The sequence below is a fragment of the Pandoraea nosoerga genome (genome assembly GCF_902459585.1).
Lineage (GTDB): Bacteria > Pseudomonadota > Gammaproteobacteria > Burkholderiales > Burkholderiaceae > Pandoraea > Pandoraea nosoerga.
The window spans coordinates 46,068-70,801 of the sequence record NZ_CABPSC010000004.1 but is presented as its reverse complement, the minus strand read 5'-3'; the positions used below and the strand labels follow the sequence as shown (position 1 = coordinate 70,801).

The following is a 24,734-nucleotide window of genomic DNA, read 5'->3' as shown; positions in this document are numbered from 1 at the left end:
GCGATGGCAGCACCCGTCGCCCGCGCGCCCGGCGGCACGGCCGCGTCGCAGACCGACGCAACCATGCATCCGCACGCACGAACGTGCCTCCGGATACGTTGCGGGAGCCGGCGAACGCATTGCGTTCGCCACGCTCGCCGTCGATTCGCCTCAGGGTTAGCCCCGATAATTTTCGCCTTGCCCGCCTCGCCGGGTTCGTTTAGTCTAAATATTTAGACACATGGAGAGCATGATGGATCTGCAGCTTGCATGCGCCTGGTTGCAGCGCGACACGGCCGGCCTGTCCGACATCGAGGATTTCGCGGCGCGTTGTCTGCACGCGTCCCGCACGGCAACGCGGGAGTCCGCCGCGCTGTTGCTGCTGGCGCAAGCGGCCCAGACGTTCGCGGAACGTCAGTCCGGCGTCGCCGCGAACGGCGAAACGTTCCATGCGTTTCTCGCCCGCTGCAAGGGCCACGCCACGATGTTGCGCGACGCGGCCGCCGCCTCGGACGCCAGTTTCCTCGCGGCGCTCAATGCTTTTGCGGCCCAACTTTCCTCCGAGGTCTACGCGTGAGTTCGCAGGCGGCGGAAAATGGGTGCGGGACGGTGCCGCGGGCGCGCGAGGGCGCTCGATTCTGCGCAGTGCAACGGCGCGCCATGCTTTCTGTCCGGCACGGCGATGTCGCCGGGCTGGCCAGCGCGGACCATTCGTTGAATTTTTTTATCTTGTTTGTCTAAAAATTTAGACATTTTTATTGCAGGCACCTGAGCACCACAGCCCGTTCGGCTTTGTCGAGGGCTGCGCCGACGGCTTCATCGCTGCACACGCGCCAGCGCGTCCGATTCAGCGTTCGTATCCCTCGGCAACCGCCTCACCGCCCAATCCGAACCGACACAGGAACGACCATGGAAGCCAAGCTCAACACGCCGAGCGCGCAACGCGCCAATACGGCCAGTGCCGACACCGTTACGCCGTATGCGTGGAAAGCGCTCGCCGGCTCCGCCATCGGCTATGCGATGGACGGCTTCGATCTGCTGATCCTCGGCTTCATGTTGCCGGCGATTACGGCCGGGTTGCAGCTCTCGCCCGGACAGGCCGGCGCGCTCGTGACCTGGACGCTCATCGGCGCCGTCGCCGGGGGCATTCTCTTCGGCGCACTATCGGACCGCTATGGCCGCGTGCGCATGCTCACGTGGACGATTCTCCTCTTCGCGGTGTTTACGGGGCTGTGCGCGCTCGCGCAGGGGTTCTGGGACTTGCTGGTGTATCGAACGATCACCGGCATCGGTCTTGGCGGCGAGTTCGGCATCGGCATGGCACTTGCCGCCGAAGCGTGGCCTGCCGCAAAACGCGCGCGCGTATCGTCGTATGTGGCGCTGGGCTGGCAGACGGGCGTGCTCGCCGCCGCGCTCCTCACGCCGCTGCTGCTCGCGCACATCGGCTGGCGCGGCATGTTCTTGGTGGGCGTGCTGCCGGCGCTCGTGGCCTGGGTGCTGCGCAACAAGCTGCACGAGCCGGAAGTCTTCGTGCGGCGCACGGGCGGCGTGAGCGGCGGCCACGGCAGCGCCAACGCCTTCCGGCTGCTGGTCAGGGACGCGCGCACGACCCGCGTGAGCCTTGGCATCGTGATCCTGTGCTCGGTCCAGAACTTCGGTTACTACGGCATCATGATCTGGCTGCCGACGTTCCTGTCGCAGAAGCTCGGCTTCTCGCTGACGAAGTCGGGCCTGTGGACGGCCGCGACCGTGCTCGGAATGATGTTCGGCGTGTGGGCCTTCGGGCAATTGGCCGATCGCATCGGCCGACGTCCGACCTTCCTGCTCTATCAGGCCGGCGCGGTGGTCATGGTGATCGCATACGCCCAGTTGACCGATCCGACGGTGATGCTATTCGCGGGCGCGCTCATGGGGATGTTCGTCAACGGCATGGTCGGCGGGTACGGCACGCTGATGTCCGAAGCCTATCCCACGGCGGCACGCGCCACGGCGCAGAACGTGTTGTGGAACATCGGGCGCGCCATCGGCGGACTTGGCCCCCTCGTGGTCGGCGCGCTCGCCGCCCGCTACTCGTTCCAGATCGCCATCGCGCTGCTCGCCAGCCTCTACGTGCTCGACATGCTCGCCACGCGCTTCCTGATTCCCGAACTCAAGGGCGCCGAACTCGAGTGACGCAACGACGCCCATCGCCGTCCCCTCGGCGCCCTTCACACCTTGATACCGTTTTCCCCCGGAGCTTTCCCATGTCAGTTGCCACACTGACGCGCCTCGACACCGCCCGCCCGGCGGACCGAGATGCGTCGAGCGCCCCCGAAGTGCGTGCCACGCGCAAGGTGGCCACGCACCGTTGCCGGGTGCTGGCGCACCACGCGGTGAATGCGCGTTACCGCTATCTCCGTCTGCAGGCCGAGGCGCCCGTCGCGCTTGCCACGCAGCCGGGTCAGTTCTATCAGCTCAAATGCCCGGTGACCGAGAGCGACGCCCCGTTCCTGCTGCGCCCGATGAGCGTCTACGGGACCGGCCCCGAGCCCGATACGATCGAGTTTCTCTACAACGTGACGGGCGTGGGCACGCGCGCGCTCGCCACGCTGGGCGAAGACGCGTCGCTCGACATCGTCGGCCCGCTCGGCAACACGTTCACGTTCGATCCGCGCTGGCAGCGCGTAATGGTCGTGGCGCGCGGCGTGGGTCTGGCCACCATGGCCCCGCTCGTGCAACGCGCGGCGGCGGCCGGTGTGGCACTGACCGTGATCATGTCCGCACGCCGCCAGTCCGATCTGATGCGCGACGAGTTCCTGCGCTCGCCCGAAGCCCGTGCGCTTGCCGACGTGCATTGTGTGTTCGACAGCGACGGCTCGTCGGCCGTCGACGCGCTCGAGCCGCGTGTACGTGCGCTGCTCGACGCCGCGCCTCACGACGCCGTCTACACCTGCGGCTCGCATCGCGTGCTGATGCTGCTCCAGCGCGTGCTCGCGAATCGGCCGCAGATCACTGCCGAAGTGGCGATGGAGCAGCGCATGGCGTGCGGCATGGGCGTATGCCTGTCGTGCGTGCGGCTGTTCGAGTGCGGTGGCGACAAGCAATTCCTGCGCGTGTGCCGCGAGGGCCCCGTGTTTCCGATTCGCGACGTCGTCGGGGAGGTGGACTTTGGCTGATCTTTCCGTGCGCCTCGGTGCGCTCACGCTGCGCAATCCCGTCATGCCGGCCTCGGGCTGCTTCGCTGTCGAATATGCCGAAGCGCTCGACCTGAACCGGCTCGGTGCGCTCGTCGTCAAGAGCGTCTCGCCCGCGACACGTGCGGGCAACCCCACGCCACGCGTGGCGGAGACCGCCAGCGGCATTCTCAATTCCATCGGGATTCCGAGCAAGGGGCTCGACGTCTACCGGCGCGAAGTGCTGCCCGCCTACACGCGTTTCGATACGCCGGTCGTGGTCTCGGTATCGGCCGATACCGCGGAATCGTTCGGCGAGGCCTGCGCCGCGCTGTCGCTGCCCGAGGTCGCGGCCATCGAGGCGAATATCTCCTGCCCCAATCTCGAGGCCGACGGCATGGCGTTCGCGATGCAGCCCGAGAGCACCTACAAGGCCGTGAGCGCCATTCGCCGCCGCACGTCGCATCCGCTGTGGGTCAAGCTCACGCCCAATGCGGGGCAGATCGCGCCCATCGCCCGCGCCGCCGAGGACGCCGGCGCCGACGCCATCGTCATGGGCAACACGGTACTCGGCATGGCGATCGACGTGCGCACGCGCAAGCCCAAGCTCGGCAACGTGATGGGCGGCCTGTCGGGCCCCGCGATCAAGCCGCTCGCCATCCGTCTGGTGCATCAGTGCCATCGCGCGGTGCGCATTCCGATCATCGGTTGCGGCGGCATTGCAACGGCCGACGATGCCATCGAATTTCTGCTCGCGGGCGCGAGCGCGGTGCAGGTCGGCACGGCGTCGTTTCGCGACCCGGCCGTCATGGGGCGCATCGTCGACGGGCTCGCCGCATATTGCGATGCGCAGGCCATCGAGCGGATCGCCGCACTCACCGGCGCCGTGGCGCTCGACGCACAGCTCACCGACCGCTGGCTGCGCTTCGCGCAACAGTCGGGATGACGACCGGCCGCACCGCCGCAACGCCACATCACAGCAACGCTACGCGTCGACAAAAACGCAACCCTCGCGACCGACGTCGCGAAAAGAAGCACAGTCATGGAACTCACCGCGCTGGCCCCACTGGCCGAGCAACTCTTCTCCGACCTGCGCCGCCTCGGCAGCGACGGCGTCGGCATCACGCGCGACAGCTACGGCGAAGGCGAGAACGCCGCCGCGTCGTATCTCACCGATTGGGCAGGTCACCAGGGGCTGACGGTCACCCGTGATCGCGCCGCCAACCTCGTCTTCACGCTGCCCGACGACACGGGCGACGCCCCCGCCACGTGGATCGGCTCGCATCTCGATTCGGTGCCGCAAGGCGGGAACTACGACGGGCTCGCCGGCATTGTCGCGGGCCTGCTCTGTCTCGTGGAGCAGCAACGCAGCGGACGCCGCTGCGGCACACCGGCGCGGGTACTCGCACTGCGCGGCGAAGAGAGCGCATGGTTCGGCAAGGCCTACATGGGATCGAGTGCGCTCTTCGGCAAGCTCAACGACGCCGACCTCGCCATGCCCCATCGCACCCACGGCCGCACGCTCGCGCAATGCATGGCACAGGCCGGCGCCGATGTCGAGGCGATTCGCAGCGGCGCCGTGCTGTTCGACGCGGCGCGCGCGAAGGCCTGGCTGGAGTTGCACATCGAGCAGGGCCCGGTCATGATCGCGCGCGGCATGCCTGTCGCGATCGTGCCGGGCATTCGCGGCAATGTGCGGCATAACCGCGTGTCATGCGTTGGCGAAGCGGGTCACTCGGGGGCAGTGCCGCGCTGGCTGCGCCACGATGCCATGTTCGCCGTGGCGGATCTCATCACGCGTCTGGACGAACATTGGCGCGCGCTGCTCGAGCGTGGCGTCGATCTCGTGGTGACGACCGGCATCGTCGGCACGGACCCCGCGGAGCACGCCATCTCGCGCATTCCGGGCAAGGTGGACTTCAGCCTGGAAGTGCGCAGCCAGAGTCCGGATACGCTCGATGTGTTCTACGAGCTCATGCGCACCGAGTGCCGCGCCATCGAGCGCGATCGCGGCGTGCGGTTCGTCTTCGACCGGCGTCTGTCGTCCGCGCCCGCGACCATGGACGCTCATGTATCGTCGCTGCTGGCCGAAGCTTGCCGCGCCCTCGATTTGCCGCAGGAACGCGTGCCGAGCGGCGCGGGCCACGACGCGGCGATCTTCGCCAACGCGGGCATTCCCAGCGGCATGGTGTTCGTGCGCAACGCGAACGGTTCGCACAACCCGCTGGAGCACATGGAAATGGAGGATTTTCTGCGCGGCGTCCAAGTGCTCGCGGCCGTCACGCATCGCCTGTGACCGCATTGCGCGGCATGCGGCGCAGGAAAACCGAACGGGCCGCACCGATGCGGCCCGTCCGACCCGACTCGTCCCGCGGAGCGATCAGGGCGCGAGCGCGATGACTTCCGCGACGGCGGCCGTGAGCTTCTTCGCGTATGGCACATGCAGAAATTCGTTCGGGCCGTGCGCGTTGGATTTCGGACCGAGCACGCCGCACACCATGAACTGCGCCGTCGGGAAACCGGCCTGCAACGTATTCATCAACGGGATCGTGCCGCCTTGCCCGATGTAGGCCACGTCCGCGCCGTAGTGGCGCTGCGACGCCGCATTGAGCGCCGCGGTGAGCCACGGCGCCACGTCCGGCGCGTTCCATCCCGACGCTGCGCCGGCATCCGGCTTGAACGTCACCTTCGCGTTGTACGGCGGGTCGACTTCGAGCAGCGACTTGAGCTCGGCCACGGCCTGCGCGGCGTCGACCAGCGGCGGCAGACGCAGCGAGAGCTTGAACGCGGTACGCGGACGCAGTACGTTGCCAGCATCGGCCAGCGCCGGCAGCCCCGCCGCGCCCGTCACTGACAACGACGGACGCCACGTCGAATTGAGCAGCGCCTCCTTCGGATCGGTCGTGGTCGGAAGAACAGACAGGCCGTCCTGGCCGCAGGCCCACGGCACCTTCTTCCAGACGTCGTCGCCCAGGATCCGAGCGGTCGCCTCGGCTTCCTTCAGGCGCTGCAGCGGGATCGGGCTGTGAAAACCCTCGGGCAGCACATTGCCGCTGCCCGCGTCTTCCAGCCGCTCGAACAACTGCCGCATGATCCGGAAGCTCGACGGCGCAATGCCGCCATAGCCGCCCGAGTGGATGCCCTCGTCGAGCACCTGCACCTCGAGGCTGCCCGAGATCAGGCCGCGCAGCGAGGTCGTCAGCCAGAGCTGATCGTAATTGCCGGCGCCCGAGTCCAGACAGACGACCAGACCGACGCGGCCCAGCCGATCGCGCAGCGCATCGACGTAGGGCAGCAGGTCGTAGCTGCCCGATTCTTCGCAGGTCTCGATCAGCCCCACGCAGCGCGGGCGCGCCACGCCCTGCGCATCGAGCGCCGCGAGCGCCGTCACGCTCGAATAGATGGCATAGCCGTCGTCGGCGCCACCGCGGCCATACAGCTTGCCGTCTTCGAATTTGGGCGTCCATGGCCCGAGATCCTTGCGCCAGCCGTCGAACTCGGGCTGTTTGTCCAGGTGGCCGTACAGCACGATCGTCTCAGTGCTGCCCGAGCGCGTGGCCGGCGCCTCGAAAAAGATCACCGGCGTGCGGCCTTCGAGACGAATCACCTCGAGCTTCAGTCCCTTGACCGGCTGGCGCTCGGCCCACTGGGCCGCGTCGCGCACCACGCGGTCGATATAGCCGTTGCGCGCCCAGTCGGCGTCGAAGCCAGGGCTCTTGGCGGGCACGGCAATGTAGTCGGTCAGCGCGTGGAGAATCTCATCGTTCCATTTCCGTTCGACGAATTCGCGCAACGTCGCGGTGTCGAGCGACGGCTGGGTCGGGGTGACGATATCGTTCATGGGGATCCTTGGAGGCTGTGTCGGCGTTCTCGACGCGACGTCGGGGACCAAAGCGCGCCGGCGGTTCGCGACAGCGTGGCAGCATGAGAGCGCGAGAGCGGCGCGCCGTATGGCGTCATGATAGCCATTTCCGCGCGCTCATGGCGACCGGGCAACGCTCTGGCCGGAACTGCCGGAGGAATGCGGCGGCCGATGCAGGGATCCGCCGGCCGCGGCAGCGAGCCGCGCCGGTCGGGACGCAGGAAACGGGCAACGGGAACAACGGGGACAACGGGGACAACGGGGGCACGGGAGTCAGTCGCCCGTGCCCGGTGGCCCGAAACGGAATACGATCTCCCCGGCCGCCCCGCTCGCCTTGACGCAGGTGGCGAGCTGGGTGCCCTTGCCGGCTACGTCCAGAGACTGCTCGGCCTGCGTGCTATTGCACCGCCAGGAAAAAGTGATCTGGCGGGCGCAGAGGTTGGTCACCTCGTAGCGATAATGGGTGACGTCGGCCGGCAGCGCCCGGATAGCCCCGCACGCGCGCCCTGACGCGTCGACCGGTTCCGCCGGCGCCGTGGCAGAAGGCGTTTGCGCGTGCACGAACGCACTCAGCGCCACGCCGGACAGCCCCAGCGCGACCACGCGAACATGCCGCATTCCGGACATCAGATCCAGCGCCATGCGATCGCGATGGCGCCAATGACAACCCCGATCGAAATGACGCCGCCGAACCATGCCAGTTGTGCGCGCCGTGCCCGACGGCGGCTCGACTCCGAAGTGTCGTAGAAACGACCCAATCCGCCCGAGTACAGCTTCTCCCAGCGAATTTCCATGACGCACCTCACAAAACAATCAAAGCGGCCCGCGTGACTGATCTTTTTTCTTCTTTATCGAAACTTCCGAGACGCAAGACAATCCGGAGCATCCGGCGATTTCCGATACCGGAAATACCTGAAATTCCGACATAGCGCCGTCGCTTCAAGATGTCACTATTCTTGTGGAATTGCAATAGCGTGAACTTGCCGAATGGTGCGGAGAAACCACGAGAAAGACGTCGTCATTGGCGATGGATATCGACGCAACCGACGCACGATAAACGGATTTAACATCCGTCTGCCCGGGACTTTAACGGCATTTCACGCGAAAACATGGAAAACGGGCGCTGCCCAACATTTCCCGACGCTGCAACGGCTGTAACAAAACGTTTCAATTCCGTGCGCGAGCCGGTTTGAAATGATCCAGGCAAAGCGCTCAAGGCAGAGCGGGCGCCGAAACGCCGCCGGCCCGGACGGGTCCGAGCGGGCGCGCCGATCCGGGCACGAGGTGAGGAGGTAAATGAGGCAACGTGGTGCGGCAATCCGCCGGAGGCGGCGCCGCACACGAAAAGGAAGATGGGTGACTTAGCGTCCCAGGAAGGCCGCGCCTACTGACAAGAGGACGAAGCCGCCGACACTACAGGCGATCGCGATTGCCAACAGACGTTGAAAGAGTTGCTCGCGCTCGGTCGCGCTGCGATGGGAACGGGGTGCTTCGTGATGAATCGTTCCCCAACCACTCGAATACACTTTTTTCCAACGGATGTGCATAAGTTACCTCGCGTTGTTTAGTGTTCGTAGCCTTGCCGGTCATCGACTCACGCTATCGGAATCGACGAGACGCATGAGTAGTATGCGCTTCGCTGACTTGCCGTAAACCCCTCATCCGTGCTGCGTCGCGGCATGTCATGCGCGGACTTCGCGCCGAATTCGAGACAATTCGAGGCGGGACAAGTCGCCCCGGAAAACCGTCACCGTGACGCGATTGCCAATTTATGCGCGAGCGTGTCAATGCGACAGAATGTCGCAGGTGCGACAAGTTGTCGCGCAACCCGCATGAACCGTGGAATTCACCGGTCCGGCGCCGGTGGCGGTGCGACGCACGTCGCACCCGAGGCAATGGCCCTGTGCGGCCCGTCGGGGGCGGCCCGAAGGACAGCGCAGCCCGCACGAAACGCCGTCGTGCACCGCAACATCGATTCTTCAAATATTCGGCCAATCGCGGGTAAATCCGGGGGGGCGGCGCATTCCTTGCCAACGCGGCAAGCGCCGCCGAGCCCCTGAACTCCCCTCCGAGGCCTCTCATGCAGCCGCAGCGGTCCGATCGACGCCGCTACGATTCGAACGGATTGTCGACCCGCCGTGCCGTCGCGCGGCCGGCCGGTGGCGCATGCTCGGGCAGATCGGCGCCGGCCAGCTCGGTCACCACCGCGTCGAGCACGGCCTTGAGTGCCTGGGCGCGGCGCAGGCCTTCGGCGTCGCGGCGGATCTCGAGGTTGCCGAATACGGCCACGTGATCGGCATGATTTTCGACGTTCAGTTCGCCGATCGAGAGCGCGTCGGCGTCGTTGGCGAATGGGGTGAACGTGGCGTTGGCTGATGGCGATGCGGACATCGGTGACTCCTGAATCGGGGGAAATCAGTCGCGGCAGTCGCGGGTTCGGGCAGTGCGGCCGGGCCGCCCTCCGCTTAGCGGAGGATCGCACGCAAGACGTCGAGCACCGTCTGCACTTCGCGATACGTCGGCACGTCCGGCTCGCGGCGGCGCTTACCGCCACCGCCCGCTGCCTTGGGCGCCGGCAGCCGCATCGCGGTGTTCTTCACCTCGGCGGGCATGCCGGGGAAGAAATCGATGCCGGCCAGCTTTTCGAGTGCCGCTACGCTCACCACAGAATAATCGCCGGTCGCTTCGTTGGCCACGAGATACGCGCCGGCCTGCTCGCGCTTCGGATCGTAGACGACTTTGAACAGTTGTGTGGGCACCATGACGCGATCGCCGATCTGCGCGATCGTCTTGCCCTTGAAAAGCGGCCCCGTGATCACGAACAGTTCACCGCGCTGCTGTGCGAGCCGGCGCACGCTCGCTTCGATGCCGGCCCACAGATAGCGGTTGTTCTCGCGGTTCTGCGGCACCATGTTGGACAGCGAAAAGCTCTCGGCCTGCGCCTGCGCATCCGGCATGTCGGCCGAGGGCGCCATGTGTCCGCGGTCGTAGCCGGAGCGCACGTAATCTCGCAATTCGGCCCGCTCGTCGGGCGGCAGACGCGACTCGGCGTGAAAGTTGTCCACGCGCCCGATCTCGCGCGCGTCGTTCAGACTCGCTCGCGTCAGGCGTTCTGCGGACCACAGCGGCGTGCGCGTCACGCCGGAGTGCATGACGGCGAACGCGCTGAAGCACACCTCGCGCGCCTGGCGGGCCACCGCCGCGTTGGTGATGTCGGGCGCCGCGCCGGCCCAGTAGTGATCGCCGCACGCCGTGGTTGCGGCGACGGCCTGACTCGCCAACGGCGGGAGAACCGAGAAGGCGGTGAACGCGACGAGCGAAATGGTGGAAAAGGGGGAGGCGGAGGCGACCGCCAGCGAGATTGCCAACTGCCCGGCCATCGCGCGCAAGCGGCTTGCGCGCACTGCGGTGGCCGTCCATCGAGACTGCTTCATCGCACTGCTGAGGGTAAGACTTGAGGGGGTGCGATTGTAGCGGATGAACGGCTATTCGGGGACGACGTTCGCCGCGCCGTAAGCCGCGCATTGCAACGTTTGCGAGGGGCCGAGATTGTCGCACTCGTCTGCCTGCGCGCTCGGCGCCCACGCCTGCGCAAGAAGGAGCAGACACAGCGCCACTACAAGCATGACGAGCAACGTTTTCATCACGGCGTCCGGGTCGGAATGCCGCATTGTATGCGCGGACGCGGCGGTGCGCCCCGCTTGCCCGCCCACGGAATTGTTTCGTTTCGTTACCGGCGAATCGACTCAGCTTTTAGGAACGTCCCCTCGTTCGGCGACGAGCGCCGCCAGCGGCTCGCTGTACGCGCCGCGCGCGCGCAGACCCTCGACCACGCCGATACGGTCCGGCATCGCCCGGTTCTGCGACATCTTGAACTTGCCTTCGATGCGCCGGATCGGGATCTCCACGCCGACGATCGCGCGCAGCATGCCGGCAATGAAGTCGGCCGGCGCGTCGCCCACCGCCCACGGCGCCGGCAGCGATTGTTCCTGCGAGTGTGTAAGGGCCTCCAGAAAACGCCGCAGCCATGCGGGGTCGTCGATCACGCGCGGCTTGCCCCACGCGTGCACGGCGGCGTAGTTCCATGTCGGCACCACCTTGCCGTGCTCGGCCTTGGCCGCGTACCAGGACGGCGAGATGTAGCCCTGCGGCCCCGTGAACGCGACCAGGCACTCTTGCGCCTCATGCAGGCACGCGACATGCGGATTGGCCCGCGCCAGGTGCGCGCGCAGCGTCCCGAATTCCCCTTCGGCCGGATCGATCAGGAACGGAATCGGATCGGCGCTCAGCCCCGCTGCGCCGGCGCTCACGAGCAGGCCGAGCGGGTGGGCGCGAATGAGGTCATGCAAGACCTCGGGGCGTTCCTCGGTAAAGGCGGCGGGCTGGTACATCTGCGACTCCGGACAAGGGTGGCGGGCATGGCGGGCATGGCGGAAATAACGCGTAGGGTACGTCCGCCCCTGGCCCTCGGCAAAGACCCAAAACAGATGATTATTTTGGAGCCACCGGCCATGCGGCCGCCCGGCGCATGGCCCGCGAATCAGGAAAGCGTCAAAGGAAGGATTTGGCCTGATCGAGAATCCTGCCGCAGACCTGCCGCGTGATCTGCTCCTTGAGTCCGCCGCCATTCAGATCGACGGTCTTGCCGTCGGGCGACGACAACAGTCCCTTGGCGCCGTCGAGATAGCCGGGGCTCGCGGCGGGCGAGCCGGACTGCGCACCGATCTTGCCGAGGAGCTTGTCCTTGACGTCGGTGGCCGAGCTCAGATTGGCCCCGTTGAGATAGTTGTTCTTGATGCAGAACTGCAGCACGCCGGTAGCGTTGCCGATGCTGCCCGAGGTGAGCGACCCGGTCGAGCCCAGTGCGCCGAGGCTGCCGGCCAGCCCGCCGGCACTACCGCCGGCACTACCGCCCGCACTACCGCCCGCATTACCGCCGCTGCCGCCCCCGCCAATGGCGTTCTTGAGCATGTCGAGCTGCGCGTTCGCCGGCAGCGGCGTGGCCAGCGTCAGCATGAATGCGAGCCCTGCCGCGCTCGCGAGCCCCATGCGGGATCTCCGGGTGGCGCCAACCTTGACCGAACCTTTCATGCGTCGCGACATACGAACCTCCGTGATATGGATGTGGATGTGGCGTGGGCGGGGTGGACCCACTATAGCAGGACACCACGTCACTCCCTTCACATTGCCCTCGCGCCGTCGGCGCGCCGGCGTGTCAGACGCGTCGGAACAACGGCGCAGCCGTCTACGCCATCCTTGCCGTCTCCACCGTCTCTGTCGTCTCCGGCACGTCGACGCTCGCGTCGACGCCCGCGTTCTCCCCGAGCAGGAATACGAGATGATGCCCGGCAAGCAGTTCGATACGGCGCTCGCGCGCGAACTCCTCGACACCGTCTTCGAACGTCCCCGTCGTGATCAGCATGCCGCGCGCCGCGCCGATCTGCTGCATTTCGGCGAGCATCGCGCGCGCGGCGCCCATGCCCAGACGGTGGCGGTGGCCCGTCGCCCGGTGAATGTGCACGACCACGTCGCCGCCGAAGATCGGGTGCGGGTCCCATGCCCGACAGCTCAGCATGCCATTCTCGCCCGGCAGCAGCGGCGGGCCCTCGAAACCATGCGAGCGCAGCAGGTGGAACATGACCTGCGTGAAGTCCTTGTCGGAGAGCGTCGCCAGGTTAAAGCGCCGATCGACGGCGACCTTCTCGTCCGTGATCGCCTGCGTCATGTCGACGCCGGCCACGGGCGTGACCGGCTGCAGCGCCTCGGGCCGCGGCGAAAGGCGCGCTCCCAGCGCGGCGAGATGCGCTGCGGGGTCGCCCTCGGCCAGCGCGAGCGCGGCGAAGTCCGCGCGCGCCGCGTGTACGCTCGCCAGACATGCGCGCGCCTCGCCCTCGCCGGCGTATATGTTGAAGACGATGGCGCTCACCTGCCGCAGCGGTTGCGCCGAGAACAATTCGTGCAGCGAGCGAAGCAGGATCTGGCGCAGTGCGCTGGCGTATACCTGGGCGCGCATGGCCTCGCCGGCCGGCACGCCATGCACCGCGCCCTCGGCGGCGTTGTAGTGATAATCGAGCGCGGTAGGCACCATGGCGTCGATGGTCGGGACGTCATAGCCCACGGCGAGCAGCTTGAGGTTCTCGACGTAGTGCGCGGCCAGCGTCTGCGTGAACGCTTCGGGATACGGACTGCGGCTCAGCACGATACGCGCGTAACCGGTGATGGCGGCCGCCTCGCCTCGTAACAATGCGCCCTCGAACTCGGCCACGGCGGCGTTGTGACGCGCGCTCTCGGCGCGCGCCGCTTCGGTCGCCTTTTGCTGCGCGATCTGTAGAATCATCGAGCCTTGCGCGCGACGTATCTTCGACGCTTCGTACTCGCGCTCGGCGTGTACGAACTCGCTGCGCGCCTTCGCCACGGCCTGCTCGTAACGCGCCGACGCGCCGGGCATGGCCAGCGCGAGTCGTCCCGGCTTCTCGGGCGCGAAGGTCTCCCATTCGGGCTTGGCGAGGATCTTGGGCAGGCGACGGGTGTCGAGCACCGGCGGCGTGTTGCTGGCGCGCAGGTCGGCTGGCGGGATACGCAGATCGCGCGCAAGGCCGTCGGCGAGCAGGCGCTCGAGACGCGCCACTTCGTAGCGCGCCCGTGCGCTTCGGGCGGCCGCATCGGCCTGCCCCACGGCGAGTTGCAGACGCTCGCGCGCGGCGGCGTCGACAACGCCTGCCTCGTCGAGGGCGCGCTGCGCCTGATCCAGAGCCCGCACCGGCGCCAGCGAGCGCGCCTCCGATGCGGCGCGTTGTTGTTCGCGCGTGTGTGCGGCGCGCCAGAATTCGCGCGCCAGACGGTCGATGACGACCTCGAATCCCCGATCCACTACTGCCCCCGCATGCGATATTGGTATTGTTTTGCCCAACGAAAAACGATCTCGGAGCGACGCCGCCGGGCGGCACGTCATACTCGACGTCAATACCCGACGCAAACTTCCGACGCTTACATCGGCCCCGTATCTCCGACGATGACGTAGGGGACGATTGTAGGACGATGCCGCCTCAACGAGCAAAGAAATCTTTCCGTCCCTTGCGACCCGAGCATGTCACGAACGCAACGCCGGCGCCCTGATCGTCATCAAATCGCCACGGGACGGGGGCAGTCTGCGGGGCGGCGGCATTGGGGCGCATCCCGGCGCATCCCGGCGCATCCCGGTGCTCCCCCGGTGCTCTTCGGTGCTTGTCAGCGTTTCCCCGGGGTTTCCGGACATTTCCGGGCGTTCACCTTCTCCTTCGGCTCTGCGGCGCCTGCGCCCCCATACCTGCCATGACTCGATCCGTTCCGGACCCGCGTGCCACCGCGTCTTCCCCGCCCCGCCCTCCCGGCGCTTGCGTCGCGTGCCTGCGCGCCGCCCTCGCGTGCCTGCTGCTCGCGCTCGCCGCCATTGCCTGGATCGACCGTCCGGTGGTGGACGCCGCACACGTCTACACGCAAGGCACGCGCTGGATCGAGCGCATTGCCGAGCTGCCCTCGCCGCTTTTCGTGCTGGCATGGCCGACGTTCGCCGTTGGCGCAGCGGTGCTGCTCCGGCGTCGCATGTTGCCCGGATGGGCCGCCACGCTGTGGCTCGCCGGCGGCGCGGTGGGCGTCGGCAGCGTGCTCAAGCAAGTGCTGAAGTTCCTGTTCGGACGCACATGGCCCGCCACTTGGATTCGCGACAACCCGTCGTATCTGCGCGACGGCGTCTTCGCGTTCAACTGGTTCGGCGGCGACGGTGCGGCCTACGCCTCGTTTCCCTCCGGGCATCTCACGGTGATGCTCGCCTTCGCCACGGTCGTGGCGCTGCGGCATCGGGTGCTGCGCTGGCCCTGCGCCATCGCCGTCGCCATGACGGGGTTCGGCCAGATCGCGGCGGCCTACCATTGGGTCAGCGATGCATTGGCCGGCGCGGCGCTCGGCATCGCGGTCGGCACGGCCTTCGTCGCCGCATGGGAGCGGTGGGGGCCGCAAGGGCAGCGCGCGGCATGAGGCGCACGGTCGCCGAGCGTCCCACAACAGCCGGTTCCCTATTGCCAGCAGGCGCGATCACCGGATAATGGCGAATTCAGAATCCAGAACCCGATAACAAAAGCCGTGGGCGGCTCACCGCCCACGCAACAACACCGAGACCGCCCCGCGACGGCCCCATCCGCGCCCTCGCCTTGCCAAGCCCTGCGGACCCGCATCCGGCGACGCAGCGCGCCGTCCAAGTCGCTCCCACGCCCGTTCGGCCCATGTGGCCGCGCGCCGCGCGGATTCGCCGACATGACGCCGCTCCTCTGGCCGCAATGTGCGTTGCAAGATGGGTCCGCCGCGCCCGATTCATGACTGTCGACACGTTGCTCCCTCTCATTGCCGGCGCCTGCATCGCCGGCTTCGTCCAAGGCCTGTCCGGCTTCGCGTTCAGCCTCGTCGCCCTGTCGTTCTGGGCCTGGTCGCTGCCGCCCACGCTGGCCGGCCCGCTCGCGGCATTCTGTTCGCTCGTCGGCCAGATTCTCGGCCTGCGCGCGGCACGACGCGCCGTGCCGCTCGGGCGCCTCGCCCCGTTCGTGCTGTGCGGGCTGTTCGGCGTGCCGGTCGGGGTGTGGATTCTCCGTTACCTCGACCCGGTGTGGTTCCGGGCCGGCATCGGCGCGGTGCTCGTCGTCTACTGCTCGATCCTCCTGCTCTGCGCCCATCTGCCGCGCATCTCGCACGGCGGGCGCGCGGCAGATGGCGTTGTCGGCTTCATCGGCGGCGTGATGGGCGGCATCGGCGGTCTCGTGGGCGTGGTGCCCACGCTGTGGTGCACGCTGCGCGGATGGGACAAGGACATGCAGCGCGCCGTGATGCAGATCTTCTTCATCGTCATGCACACGCTGACCATCACGCTGTACGCCGTACACGGCGTGATTACGACCGAGACGCTGCATGTCTTCGCGATCGCGGTGCCGGCGATGATCGTGCCGACGCTGCTCGGTGCGTGGGCCTACCGGTTCCTCTCCGACCATGTGTTCCGGCGCATGGTGCTCGCCCTGCTCGCCTGCTCGGGCGTGACGCTGCTCGTCGGCACCGTACCGGAACTGCTCGCGCGCTAAGGGGTGCGCCGACCTGGCCGCCACGCCCACCCCGGCCGTCACAAACGGATACACTTCGGCGCATACGGACGGCGGCAAGCGGCGGTACGATGAGGAATCTCCCCCCACACCGCTGCCATGCCTGCCGTTGCCTCGTTTCTCGATCGTGCCGCCGCGGGCAACGCGCTGGCCGAAGTGCTCGCCTCGCACGAGTTGCTCGCGCGTTGCGCGCCGCCGCTCGTGCTCGCCATTCCGCGCGGCGGCGTCCCTGTCGCACTGCCCGTCGCACGTCAGTTGAACGGCACGCTCGACGTGCTGCTCGCCCACAAGCTGCGTGCGCCACACCAGCCCGAGCTCGCCATCGGCGCGGTCGACGAGTTCGGCGGCATCTTTCTCGCCGACCACGCCCTCTCGCTCGGCGCCACCGGCGTGTACCTCTCGCATGAAACGGCACGGCAGCGCGCGCTCATCACGCAGCGGCGCCAGGCCTACACGCCGGGCCGCGGCGCGCCCAACGTCCATGGGCGTCCCGTGGTGCTGGTCGATGACGGCATTGCCACCGGCGCGACCATGATTGCCGCCTTGCGTGCGATGCGGCGTCTTGGCGCAACGCCGCTCATCGCGTGCGCGCCGGTCGGCGCCCGCGACGCGATCGCGCGACTGGCCACGCTCGCCGACGCCGTCGTGTGTCTCGAGACGCCGCAGCCGTTCTACGCGGTGAGCCTCGCCTACGACGATTTCGTGCAAACCGACGACGCGACCGTCATCGCCCTGCTCGGCATGGCGGCCGACCGTTCCTGATCGCCACCGACTGCCCTGATCGCTCTCATCGCTCTCGTCGCCCTCTGCGCCCTCGGTGCCCTCGGTGCCCTCGGTGCGCTCAGTGCGCTCAGTGCCAGGCACGTCCGGCCCCGGCCGTAGCGGCGGCCCCCGCGATTGCACTACACTTGAGCCTGATGCGCGCCACGGTCCATTGCATGAACACGCGGGCCCGGCGTGTCGCCTGCGCCGCCTCTTGCCCCTCAGTGTCGATGGAGCCTGTGATGACGACGTCCCTGATTCTGAACGTGATCGGCCCGGACCGTCCGGGGCTGGTCAACGCGATCGCCGATCGCGCCACCGCCGCAGGCGCCAACTGGCTCGAGAGCCGTCTCGCCAATCTGGCCGGCCAGTTCGCCGGCATCATCCATCTGCAGGTTCCCGACGATCAGGCCGAGCCGCTCACGAAGGCGCTGCATGCGCTGCAGACACACGGCCTGCGCATCGCCGTCACGCACGCGCAAAGCGCCGCCGAAGACCCCGCCGCGCGCACGCTGCAACTCGATCTGGTGGGGCAGGACCATCCGGGCATCGTCAAGGAAATCTCGCATGTGCTTTTCTCGCGCGGCGTGAGCATCGACGAGCTCGCGACCGAGTGCGTCGAGGGGTCGATGTCGGGAGGCACGCTGTTTCGCGCCACGGCGCGGCTTCGCGTGCCGGCGAGCGTGACGACCGAGGCGCTGCGCGACGTTCTGGAGAGCCTGGCCGACGACCTCATGGTCGATGTCGAACTCGATTCGCCTGCCGGTGCGTGAGCGCGCACCGATGAAGCGCGCCTTCCTGTTCGTCCTCGGGGCGGTGGCGGTGATGGCCCTGCTCTCGCTGCTGCCACTGCCGTTCGAGCGCCAGACGCATGTCGTCACCGTGGTGACGCTGCGCGCGCCGCCGCAGGCGGTCTACGACTATGTGACGACGCCCGCGAACTGGCCGGCCTGGCATCCGGCATCGCTCGCGGTGCAAGGCACGACGGACCGCCCGCTCGCGCTCGGCGACGAGGTGGCCGAGGAATTCCGCCTCGCCGGCCGGCACGGCATCCTCCATTGGCGAGTGATCGAAGCGAAGCCGCCGCTGACCTGGCGGGCCGAGGCAGAAGTCAATCGGCGCCCCTCGGCACAAGTGCGTTACACGCTGACGCCCGACGGCTCCGGCACGCGCTTCGAGCGCGACTTTATCTATCGCACGCCGAATCTGCTGTTCCTGATACTCGACCCGCTCTTCGTCGGTCCGCGCATGCGCGCCGAATCGGCGCAAGGCGCCCGGCAACTGGCCAGGGTGCTCGGCGCTTCGGCCTCTGCGGCCTCTGCGGCCTCCGCGGCCGCGCCGGCGGCGAGTCCGGCAAATCCGGCAAGCCCGGCCATCCCGGCCATCCCGGCCACGGCCGCCAGCGCAGCGCGGGCGCAGTGACGCGGCGCACGTTCGCCAGCCTTCGTCCGCCGGTTGTCCTTTGGTTGCCCCTTCGGGATTTGCCCGTCGCGCTCGGCGAGCCCTTCGGCGCGGAGCGCCGCGCGCCTTACTCGTTGAACGTTGCCGCCATGGTCTCGGCCGCTTCCTGAAGGTCGGGAAGATACGTCATGAGCTTTTCGAGCGTGGTGTGCTGCGCGCTCGCCTGTACGGCGATGGCCGCGCATGCACGGTTGCGATCGAGCATCACCGGCACGGCCACGGCGATCATGCCCGGCACGTGCTCTTCGTTGTTGGTCCCGATGCGGCGCTTGCGAGTGTCTGCCAGCTCGTTGCGAAGATCTTCGAGATCGGTGATCGTGTTCTCCGCACGCGGGCGCAGCGGCAGGTGCGCAATGAGCTTTTCTCGACGCGCGCGCGGCAGGTACGCCAGCAGCAGCTTGCCGCTCGCCGTGCAATGCAGCGGCACGCGTGAGCCCGGCGAGAGCTTGAGCTGGCGCGACCATTCGGTCTCCACACGGTCCAGGTAGACGAGGTCGTCGCCCGAGAGCATCGACAGGTTGCACGTCTCGCCGAGCTTGTCGACGAGTTGCTGCAAAATCGCGTGGCGCGCGGCCGCGGGCCCGGCGTGCATGAGCGCGTTGACGGCCATGGCCCGCACGCGCGACGACGGCTCGTAGTGACGGCTGCCCGCCTGGCGCGTCACCAGCCACGCGGCTTCGAGCTGCTTGAGAATGCGATGGACGGTCTGCTTGGGCAGACCGATGGCGGCCACGATCTGCGCCAGTGTCATCGGGGCGCCCGCGGCGCTGAGGATTTCGAGAATGCGAAATGCGCGGACGGCCGCGGCGTTCGACTGATTACTCATGTCGGTGTCGGATATCGGGGTCGAGTTGTCTTCTAGGTCGTTATCGCTCGCGGCGGTCTCCCTTGGCCCAGGCATTCTCGGGCACTTCGAACGCCACCGCTCCAGCCCGCTCCCGCGCTGCTACGTCAACGTACCGCCGTGCCGTCGCGCCGCGACGTCCCGTTTTCCGAATTCTAGTGCCAATTGCCAAACCCTGACGATGCGTGCTATCCCCGGGGTTTCCCCGATATCCAAAACGTATCCAACGCCCGCCGACGCCCGCCGACGGCCGGACGCCGGACCGGCGCGCGTCAGGCCTTGCCGCAGAGCACGCGCAGACGATGGATCAGGCTCGACGTATCCCAGCGCGAGCCGCCCAGCGCCTGGACCTCGCCGTAGAACTGATCGACCAGTGCCGTCACCGGCAGCGACACGCCGTTACGCTGGGCTTCGGCCAGACACAGGCCGAGGTCCTTGCGCATCCAGTCGACCGCAAAGCCGAAGTCGAACTTGCCGTCGATCATCGTCTGACCGCGGTTGTCCATCTGCCAGCTCGCCGCAGCGCCCTTGTTGATCACGTCGAGCACCAGCGGCATGTCGAGGCCGGCGCGCTGCCCGAAGTTGATCGCTTCGGACAACCCCTGCACGAGCCCCGCGATGCAGATCTGATTGACCATCTTGGCGAGTTGGCCGGCGCCGGCCTCGCCGATGCGCGTCACGGCGCGCCCATAGGCGCCCAGCGTGGGGGCGACGCGCTCGAATGCCGGCGCGTCGCCGCCGCACATGATGGTGAGCACGCCGTTCCTGGCGCCGGCTTCGCCGCCCGAGACAGGGGCGTCGACGAAGTGCAGCCCCTTCTCGCGCGCGGCGGCGTAGAGTTCGCGCGCCACGTCCGCCGAGGCCGTGGTGTGGTCGACGAAGACCGCGTCGGCCTTCATGCCGGCGAAGGCGCCCTGCTCGCCGAGCACGATACTGCGCAGGTCGTTGTCGTTGCCGACGCAGGCGGCCACGATGTCGGCGTCGCGGACCGCCGCGGCCGGAGTGGCCGCGCAGGCGCCGCCGTACTCCTTGACCCATTGCTGCGCCTTCGCGGCGGTCCGGTTATAGACCGTGACCGTGTGGCCGGCGCGCAGCAGGTGGCCGGCCATGGGATAGCCCATTACGCCCAGGCCGAGGAAGGCGACACGCAAAGCAGGAGTCGGGGAAGTGGGGGAAGTCAATTCGAGGGCCTCGCAGGTGGTTTCGCTTGGTGAGGACCGAAAGGCGCGCGCGAACAGGCGTGCGCGCCCGGGTCGCATGGGAATTTCAGGGGGCTTGCGAGCCGTCATTATAGAGACGGGCGACGCGCCCACGCCAGCGCCGTCGCCCGTCACACGGGGCATTGCCGCCCGTTTGCCCCAATTTGGTGCACCCTCTCGCCATCAAAAACACACCGTAAGCGCTCGATCGTTGCCGAGGTTTGAAAAATTGTGTTTCCGTGACTGGCGTTGTTGCCCGGTTCCGATACAATGCGCGGCATGGCTGATTTTGATACCAGTTGGTCAATTCGCGTTTACTACGAGGACACGGACGCCGGAGGCGTCGTCTTCTACGCCAACTACTTAAAATTCTTTGAACGGGCCCGCACCGAGTGGCTCCGTTCGCTTGGTATCGAGCAATACGAACTGGCCCGCCATACCGGCATGATCTTCATCGTGCGCGCCACTGCCCTCGACTACCTGAGCCCCGCCCGGCTCGACGATCTTCTCGACATCCGAAGCCGCATCGACCGCGTTGGCGGGGCTTCGGTGGACTTTCACCAGGAAGCCTGGCGTCACGCGCCGGACGGCACCAGCGAACTGTTGGCGCGCGGCACCATCAAAATCGGCTGCGTAGCCGCCCGCACGCTGCGCCCTGGAAAGATTCCGGCGCACGTGCGCCTTGCCATGCAGTCGGCGGCGACAACGGCCAATGCCGCGGCGAACGCCTGATTCCAAGAACAAGCATTCCGGTCAGTCAATCACCACACCATGCCCGATCAAGACCTTTCCATCATTTCGCTGGTCATGCATGCCAGCGTGCTTGCCCAGGCCGTCATGGGCCTGCTGCTGCTGCTCTCGCTGCTGTCGTGGACGCACATCTTCCGCAAGATCTTTGCGGTGCGCCGCGCCCGCACCCAGACGGAGCGCTTCGAGCGCGATTTCTGGTCCGGCGGCGATCTGCAGGCGCTTTATCAAAGCGCGCTGAACAACCGCCATCAGACCGGCGCGCTGGAACGAATCTTCGAATCGGGCATGCGCGAATACATCAAGGCGAGCGAGAAGGGCCTGAGCGATCCGCACGCGATCCTCGACGGCGCGCGCCGTGCCATGCGAGCTTGCTATCAACGTGAAATGGACTCGCTCGAGGCCAACCTGCCGTTCCTCGCGTCGGTCGGTTCGGTCAGCCCGTACATTGGCCTGTTCGGGACCGTGTGGGGTATCATGAACGCATTCCGCGGCCTGTCGAACGTCCAGCAAGCCACGCTCGCCAACGTGGCACCGGGCATCGCGGAGGCGCTGGTGGCCACGGCCATCGGTCTGTTCGCCGCGATCCCCGCCGTGGTCGCCTACAACCGCTTCGCTACCGACATCGACCGGCTGTCGATCCGCTTCGAGAGCTTCATCGAAGAATTCTCCAACATCCTGCAACGGCAGATTCACTAAGCACTCCGGGAGCGCCGAGACATGGCAGGTTCTATGCGCAACGCTCGCCGCGGCCGTCGCGCCATGGCGGACATCAACGTCGTGCCCTACATCGACGTGATGCTGGTGCTGCTCGTCATCTTCATGGTGGCCGCCCCGCTGGTGGCGCCGTCGATCGTCAATCTGCCGAGCGTCGCCAACGCGAGCCCACAGCAGCAGACGCCGCCGGTGGTCGTCAACATCGAAGCGGACAATCGCATGCTCGTGCGCTACAAGGATGGTCAGAACACCATCGAGCAGCGCATGAGCGCCGGCGACCTGACCGGCTTCCTGCAAGGCCGCCAGGCGGCCAATCCGGACCAGCCGGTCGTCATCGCCGCCGACAAGTCGGTGCGCTATGAAAGCGTCATGAACGTGATGTCCGATCTCAAGGCCCAAGGCGTCAAGCGTGTGGGCCTGCTCGTCAAGCAGAAATGAGCACCACCGTAGGCCGTTCCGACCGTCCCATCGGTCCGCGCAAGGATGAGCGCGGCACGGGGCGGGCATTTCTTCTCGCGCTGCTCATGCACGCGCTGCTATTCGCGCTGCTCTTCTATGGCATGCGCTGGCAGAACAGTTCCCCCGCCGGCTCCGAAGCCGAATTATGGACGCCGGAAGAGCTCGCGCAGCCCACACCGCAGGTCGTAACGCCGCCGCCGACGCCCGCACCTCCGGCCGTTGCCGTGCCGGCGCCGCGCCCCGAAGAGGACGCCGACATCGCGCTGCAGCAGAAAAAACGCAAGCAGGAGCAGGAAGCGGCCGAACAGGCGCGCCTGCTCGAGGCCGAGCGGCAAAAAGAAAAAGCGCGCCAGGAAGCGCTCAGGCAAAAGCAGCTGGCCGAACAGCAGGCCGCCGCCGAGCTCGCCCGCAAGAAAGCGGCGGACGAGGCGGCGCGCCAGCAGAAGCTCGCCGAACAGAAGAAGGCCGACGAGCTCAAGCAGCAGCAACTGGCCGAGGCGCAGAAGAAGGCCGACGCCGAGAAGAAGGCCGACGCCGAGAAGAAGGCCGACGCCGAGAAGAAGGCCGCCGAAGAGAAGGCAGCCAAGGCCAAGGCCGCGCAACAGGCGGCGGCGCAAAAGGCGGCCGAGGCCGCGCGCAACGAACGTCTGGCCGCGCTGCGCGGCATGGCCAACGGCACGCCGGGCGCCAACGGCAACGGTCTGGGCACGCAAGCGGGCGGCACGGGCGCAGGCGGCGGCGGCACGTCGACGGCCGGCTACGCCGAGCGCGTGCGCGCCAAGGTCATGCCGAATATCGCCTACGCCGGCGACACCACCGGTAATCCGCTGGCGATCGTCGCGGTGCGCATCGCCCCGGACGGCAGCATTCTGTCGATGACGCTCACCAAGTCGAGCGGCAACCCCGCCTGGGACGCCGCGGCCATGGCCGCCATCAAGAAATCAGACCCCTTGCCGCGCGGCGTCGACGGCAAGGCTCCGCCCCCGAACCTCGACATCCGCCTCCGCCCCAAGGGGTGAGCTGTTGCCAAACGGGAACGAAAACCGAGCGATGCGAGTCCATTTTCATCCGGATGTGGTAAAAATGCCTCTTGCACCGCGTCAACTGACCAATCGAACGCATGCGAATTTCCAGTAAATATGCATGGCGTGCGCTGGTGGCCACCTGGCTCACCGCGGCTTGCACGATCGCCCATGCGCAGACCCCGCTTACCGTCGAGATCAACGGCGTCGGTACCAACCGATACCCGATTGCCGTGTCGAACTTCAAGGGCACCGCGCCGACGGACGTCGTCTCGGTCGTCAAGGCCGACCTGACGAACAGCGGACGCTTCAACCAGATCGACACGGGCGGCGCATCGGTCGGTGTGGACGATTCGGTCGATCTCGGCACATGGCGCGCCAAGGGCGCCAACGCATTCGTCTCGGGCACCATCGCACCGGCCGGCAACGGCAACTTCCAGGTCAGCTTCCGTCTGTACGACGCCGTCAACGGGCAGCCCCTGGGCGGTCTGGCGCTCACGTCCTCGGCGGCCAACCTGCGCCTGACGGCGCACAAGATCGCCGACTACATCTATCAGAAGCTGCTGGGCGATCGCGGCGTGTTCGCCACGCGCCTGTCTTACGTGCTGCACACCGGCAACACGTACCAGTTGCAGATCTCCGACTCCGACGGCCAGGACGCCCGCGTGGCGCTCAACAGCCGCGAACCGATCATCTCGCCGGCATGGTCGCCGGACGGCACGAAGGTCGCCTACGTCTCGTTCGAGAGGCGCAAGCCGGTGGTGTACATCCACGACCTGCCCTCGGGCCGGCGCGCGGTGCTCGCCAACGAGCGCGGCAACAACTCGGCACCGTCGTGGTCGCCGGATGGCAGCAAGCTCGCCGTGGCGCTCTCGCGCGATGGCAACACCCAGATCTATCAGGTCAACGCCAATGGCGGCGGCCTCAAGCGTCTGTCGCGCAGCGGCGCGATCGACACCGAACCGCAGTATTCCCCGGACGGCAAATGGATCTACTTCACGAGCGATCGTGGCGGTGGTCCGCAGATCTACAAGATGCCGGCCGGCGGCGAAGGCGAAGGCGGCGCGCAGCGCGTGACCTTCAAGGGGAGTTACAACGTCAGCCCGCGAATCAGCCCCGACGGCAAGTTGCTCGCGTTCATCTCGCGTCAGGGTGGCGGATTCAAGCTGTGCGTGCAGGATATGAGTACTGGCGATGTTACGGCTCTGACCGACACCGGCCACGACGAGTCACCGAGTTTCGCCGCGAACGGCAAATACATTCTTTATGCAACGCAGTCGGGAGGCCGCAAGGTTCTCGCGGCAGTCTCGGTGGACGGGCAAACCCGGCAGATTCTTCAGGTCCGGGGAGGGGAAGTTCGCGAACCCTCCTGGGGCCCCTTCATGCAATAACATCAACAGCAACATCAATC

General features: G+C 67.2%; 26 protein-coding genes. 15 read left to right on the top strand and 11 right to left on the bottom strand.

The window, feature by feature from the left end:
- Positions 1-229 precede the first annotated feature (229 nt).
- The 5 genes from PNO31109_RS07100 (at position 230) to PNO31109_RS07080 (ending at position 5,427) form a co-directional block, all read left to right on the top strand.
- Complete coding sequence (locus PNO31109_RS07100) at positions 230-556, top strand: hypothetical protein (protein ID WP_241013816.1); 327 nt, start codon at positions 230-232, stop codon at positions 554-556.
- A gap of 332 nt (positions 557-888) precedes the next feature.
- Positions 889-2,151, top strand: a complete 1,263-nt coding sequence (locus PNO31109_RS07095; protein ID WP_150554914.1) for an MFS transporter — start codon at positions 889-891, stop codon at positions 2,149-2,151.
- Between the two features lie 71 nt (positions 2,152-2,222).
- Positions 2,223-3,134 carry a dihydroorotate dehydrogenase electron transfer subunit gene (locus PNO31109_RS07090; RefSeq protein ID WP_150554913.1) on the top strand — a complete coding sequence of 304 codons (912 nt, stop codon included), beginning with the start codon at positions 2,223-2,225 and terminating at the stop codon, positions 3,132-3,134.
- On the top strand, positions 3,127-4,077 hold the full coding sequence (locus tag PNO31109_RS07085; RefSeq protein WP_150554912.1) for a dihydroorotate dehydrogenase: 951 nt from the start codon (positions 3,127-3,129) through the stop codon (positions 4,075-4,077). The genes PNO31109_RS07090 and PNO31109_RS07085 overlap by 8 nt, the downstream gene beginning before the upstream one ends.
- A 96-nt stretch (positions 4,078-4,173) precedes the next feature.
- Positions 4,174-5,427 (top strand): hydantoinase/carbamoylase family amidase, encoded by a 1,254-nt coding sequence (locus PNO31109_RS07080; protein WP_150554911.1) that lies wholly within the window; start codon positions 4,174-4,176, stop codon positions 5,425-5,427.
- Between the two features lie 84 nt (positions 5,428-5,511).
- Here the strand turns inward: PNO31109_RS07080 and PNO31109_RS07075 are convergent, their stop codons facing one another.
- The 9 genes from PNO31109_RS07075 to PNO31109_RS07045 form a co-directional block, all read right to left on the bottom strand.
- Positions 5,512-6,972 carry a M20 family metallopeptidase gene (locus tag PNO31109_RS07075; RefSeq protein WP_150554910.1) on the bottom strand — a complete coding sequence of 487 codons (1,461 nt, stop codon included), beginning with the start codon at positions 6,970-6,972 and terminating at the stop codon, positions 5,512-5,514.
- Between the two features lie 294 nt (positions 6,973-7,266).
- Positions 7,267-7,635, bottom strand: coding sequence for a hypothetical protein (locus tag PNO31109_RS07070; RefSeq protein WP_150554909.1), 369 nt, complete (start codon positions 7,633-7,635; stop codon positions 7,267-7,269).
- The gene (locus PNO31109_RS21885) at positions 7,620-7,787 is read right to left on the bottom strand and encodes a hypothetical protein (RefSeq protein ID WP_174966313.1); all 168 of its coding nucleotides are present in this window, start codon (positions 7,785-7,787) and stop codon (positions 7,620-7,622) included. The genes PNO31109_RS07070 and PNO31109_RS21885 overlap by 16 nt, the downstream gene beginning before the upstream one ends.
- A 1,315-nt stretch (positions 7,788-9,102) precedes the next feature.
- Positions 9,103-9,384, bottom strand: coding sequence for a hypothetical protein (locus tag PNO31109_RS07065; protein ID WP_150554908.1), 282 nt, complete (start codon positions 9,382-9,384; stop codon positions 9,103-9,105).
- Between the two features lie 74 nt (positions 9,385-9,458).
- Positions 9,459-10,427 (bottom strand): DNA/RNA non-specific endonuclease, encoded by a 969-nt coding sequence (locus PNO31109_RS07060; protein WP_241013815.1) that lies wholly within the window; start codon positions 10,425-10,427, stop codon positions 9,459-9,461.
- 51 nt (positions 10,428-10,478) lie between these two features.
- Positions 10,479-10,637: a hypothetical protein gene (locus PNO31109_RS21880; protein WP_174966312.1), complete on the bottom strand. Its 159-nt coding sequence runs from the start codon at positions 10,635-10,637 to the stop codon at positions 10,479-10,481.
- A 102-nt stretch (positions 10,638-10,739) separates the two neighbouring features.
- Entirely contained in the window at positions 10,740-11,384 is a 645-nt protein-coding gene (locus tag PNO31109_RS07055; RefSeq protein WP_150554907.1) for an FMN-binding negative transcriptional regulator, read from the bottom strand.
- Positions 11,385-11,544: 160 nt separating this feature from the next.
- The gene (locus tag PNO31109_RS07050) at positions 11,545-12,096 is read right to left on the bottom strand and encodes a DUF2501 domain-containing protein (RefSeq protein ID WP_244958139.1); all 552 of its coding nucleotides are present in this window, start codon (positions 12,094-12,096) and stop codon (positions 11,545-11,547) included.
- Between the two features lie 142 nt (positions 12,097-12,238).
- Positions 12,239-13,864, bottom strand: coding sequence for a restriction endonuclease (locus PNO31109_RS07045; RefSeq protein ID WP_174966311.1), 1,626 nt, complete (start codon positions 13,862-13,864; stop codon positions 12,239-12,241).
- A gap of 440 nt (positions 13,865-14,304) precedes the next feature.
- On the opposite strand from PNO31109_RS07045, the gene PNO31109_RS07040 reads away from it, so the two are divergent.
- From PNO31109_RS07040 to PNO31109_RS07020, 5 genes are all read left to right on the top strand, one after another.
- The gene (locus PNO31109_RS07040) at positions 14,305-15,006 is read left to right on the top strand and encodes a phosphatase PAP2 family protein (RefSeq protein ID WP_150554905.1); all 702 of its coding nucleotides are present in this window, start codon (positions 14,305-14,307) and stop codon (positions 15,004-15,006) included.
- A 335-nt stretch (positions 15,007-15,341) separates the two neighbouring features.
- Positions 15,342-16,094: a sulfite exporter TauE/SafE family protein gene (locus tag PNO31109_RS07035; RefSeq protein WP_150554904.1), complete on the top strand. Its 753-nt coding sequence runs from the start codon at positions 15,342-15,344 to the stop codon at positions 16,092-16,094.
- A 117-nt stretch (positions 16,095-16,211) separates the two neighbouring features.
- On the top strand, positions 16,212-16,874 hold the full coding sequence (locus PNO31109_RS07030) for a phosphoribosyltransferase (RefSeq protein WP_150554903.1): 663 nt from the start codon (positions 16,212-16,214) through the stop codon (positions 16,872-16,874).
- A 242-nt stretch (positions 16,875-17,116) separates the two neighbouring features.
- A complete protein-coding gene (locus tag PNO31109_RS07025) occupies positions 17,117-17,647 on the top strand; it encodes a glycine cleavage system transcriptional repressor (protein WP_150554902.1) in 531 nt (176 codons plus the stop codon).
- The gene (locus PNO31109_RS07020) at positions 17,616-18,296 is read left to right on the top strand and encodes an SRPBCC family protein (protein ID WP_241013813.1); all 681 of its coding nucleotides are present in this window, start codon (positions 17,616-17,618) and stop codon (positions 18,294-18,296) included. The genes PNO31109_RS07025 and PNO31109_RS07020 overlap by 32 nt, the downstream gene beginning before the upstream one ends.
- 106 nt (positions 18,297-18,402) lie before the next feature.
- Here PNO31109_RS07020 and PNO31109_RS07010 read toward each other — a convergent pair whose 3' ends face one another.
- Complete coding sequence (locus PNO31109_RS07010) at positions 18,403-19,161, bottom strand: IclR family transcriptional regulator (RefSeq protein ID WP_150554901.1); 759 nt, start codon at positions 19,159-19,161, stop codon at positions 18,403-18,405.
- A 290-nt stretch (positions 19,162-19,451) separates the two neighbouring features.
- Positions 19,452-20,330, bottom strand: coding sequence for an NAD(P)-dependent oxidoreductase (locus tag PNO31109_RS07005; RefSeq protein ID WP_370749901.1), 879 nt, complete (start codon positions 20,328-20,330; stop codon positions 19,452-19,454).
- Between the two features lie 327 nt (positions 20,331-20,657).
- Here PNO31109_RS07005 and ybgC point away from each other — a divergent pair, with 327 nt between their 5' ends.
- The 5 genes from ybgC (at position 20,658) to tolB (ending at position 24,714) form a co-directional block, all read left to right on the top strand.
- On the top strand, positions 20,658-21,110 hold the full coding sequence (ybgC, locus tag PNO31109_RS07000) for a tol-pal system-associated acyl-CoA thioesterase (protein ID WP_150554899.1): 453 nt from the start codon (positions 20,658-20,660) through the stop codon (positions 21,108-21,110).
- Between the two features lie 39 nt (positions 21,111-21,149).
- Entirely contained in the window at positions 21,150-21,824 is a 675-nt protein-coding gene (gene tolQ / locus PNO31109_RS06995) for a protein TolQ (RefSeq protein WP_039409859.1), read from the top strand.
- A 21-nt stretch (positions 21,825-21,845) separates the two neighbouring features.
- A complete protein-coding gene (tolR, locus tag PNO31109_RS06990) occupies positions 21,846-22,280 on the top strand; it encodes a protein TolR (RefSeq protein WP_150554898.1) in 435 nt (144 codons plus the stop codon).
- A complete protein-coding gene (gene tolA, locus PNO31109_RS06985) occupies positions 22,277-23,320 on the top strand; it encodes a cell envelope integrity protein TolA (protein WP_150554897.1) in 1,044 nt (347 codons plus the stop codon). The genes tolR and tolA overlap by 4 nt, the downstream gene beginning before the upstream one ends.
- A 101-nt stretch (positions 23,321-23,421) precedes the next feature.
- Positions 23,422-24,714: a Tol-Pal system beta propeller repeat protein TolB gene (gene tolB, locus PNO31109_RS06980; RefSeq protein ID WP_150554896.1), complete on the top strand. Its 1,293-nt coding sequence runs from the start codon at positions 23,422-23,424 to the stop codon at positions 24,712-24,714.
- Positions 24,715-24,734: the final 20 nt, after the last annotated feature.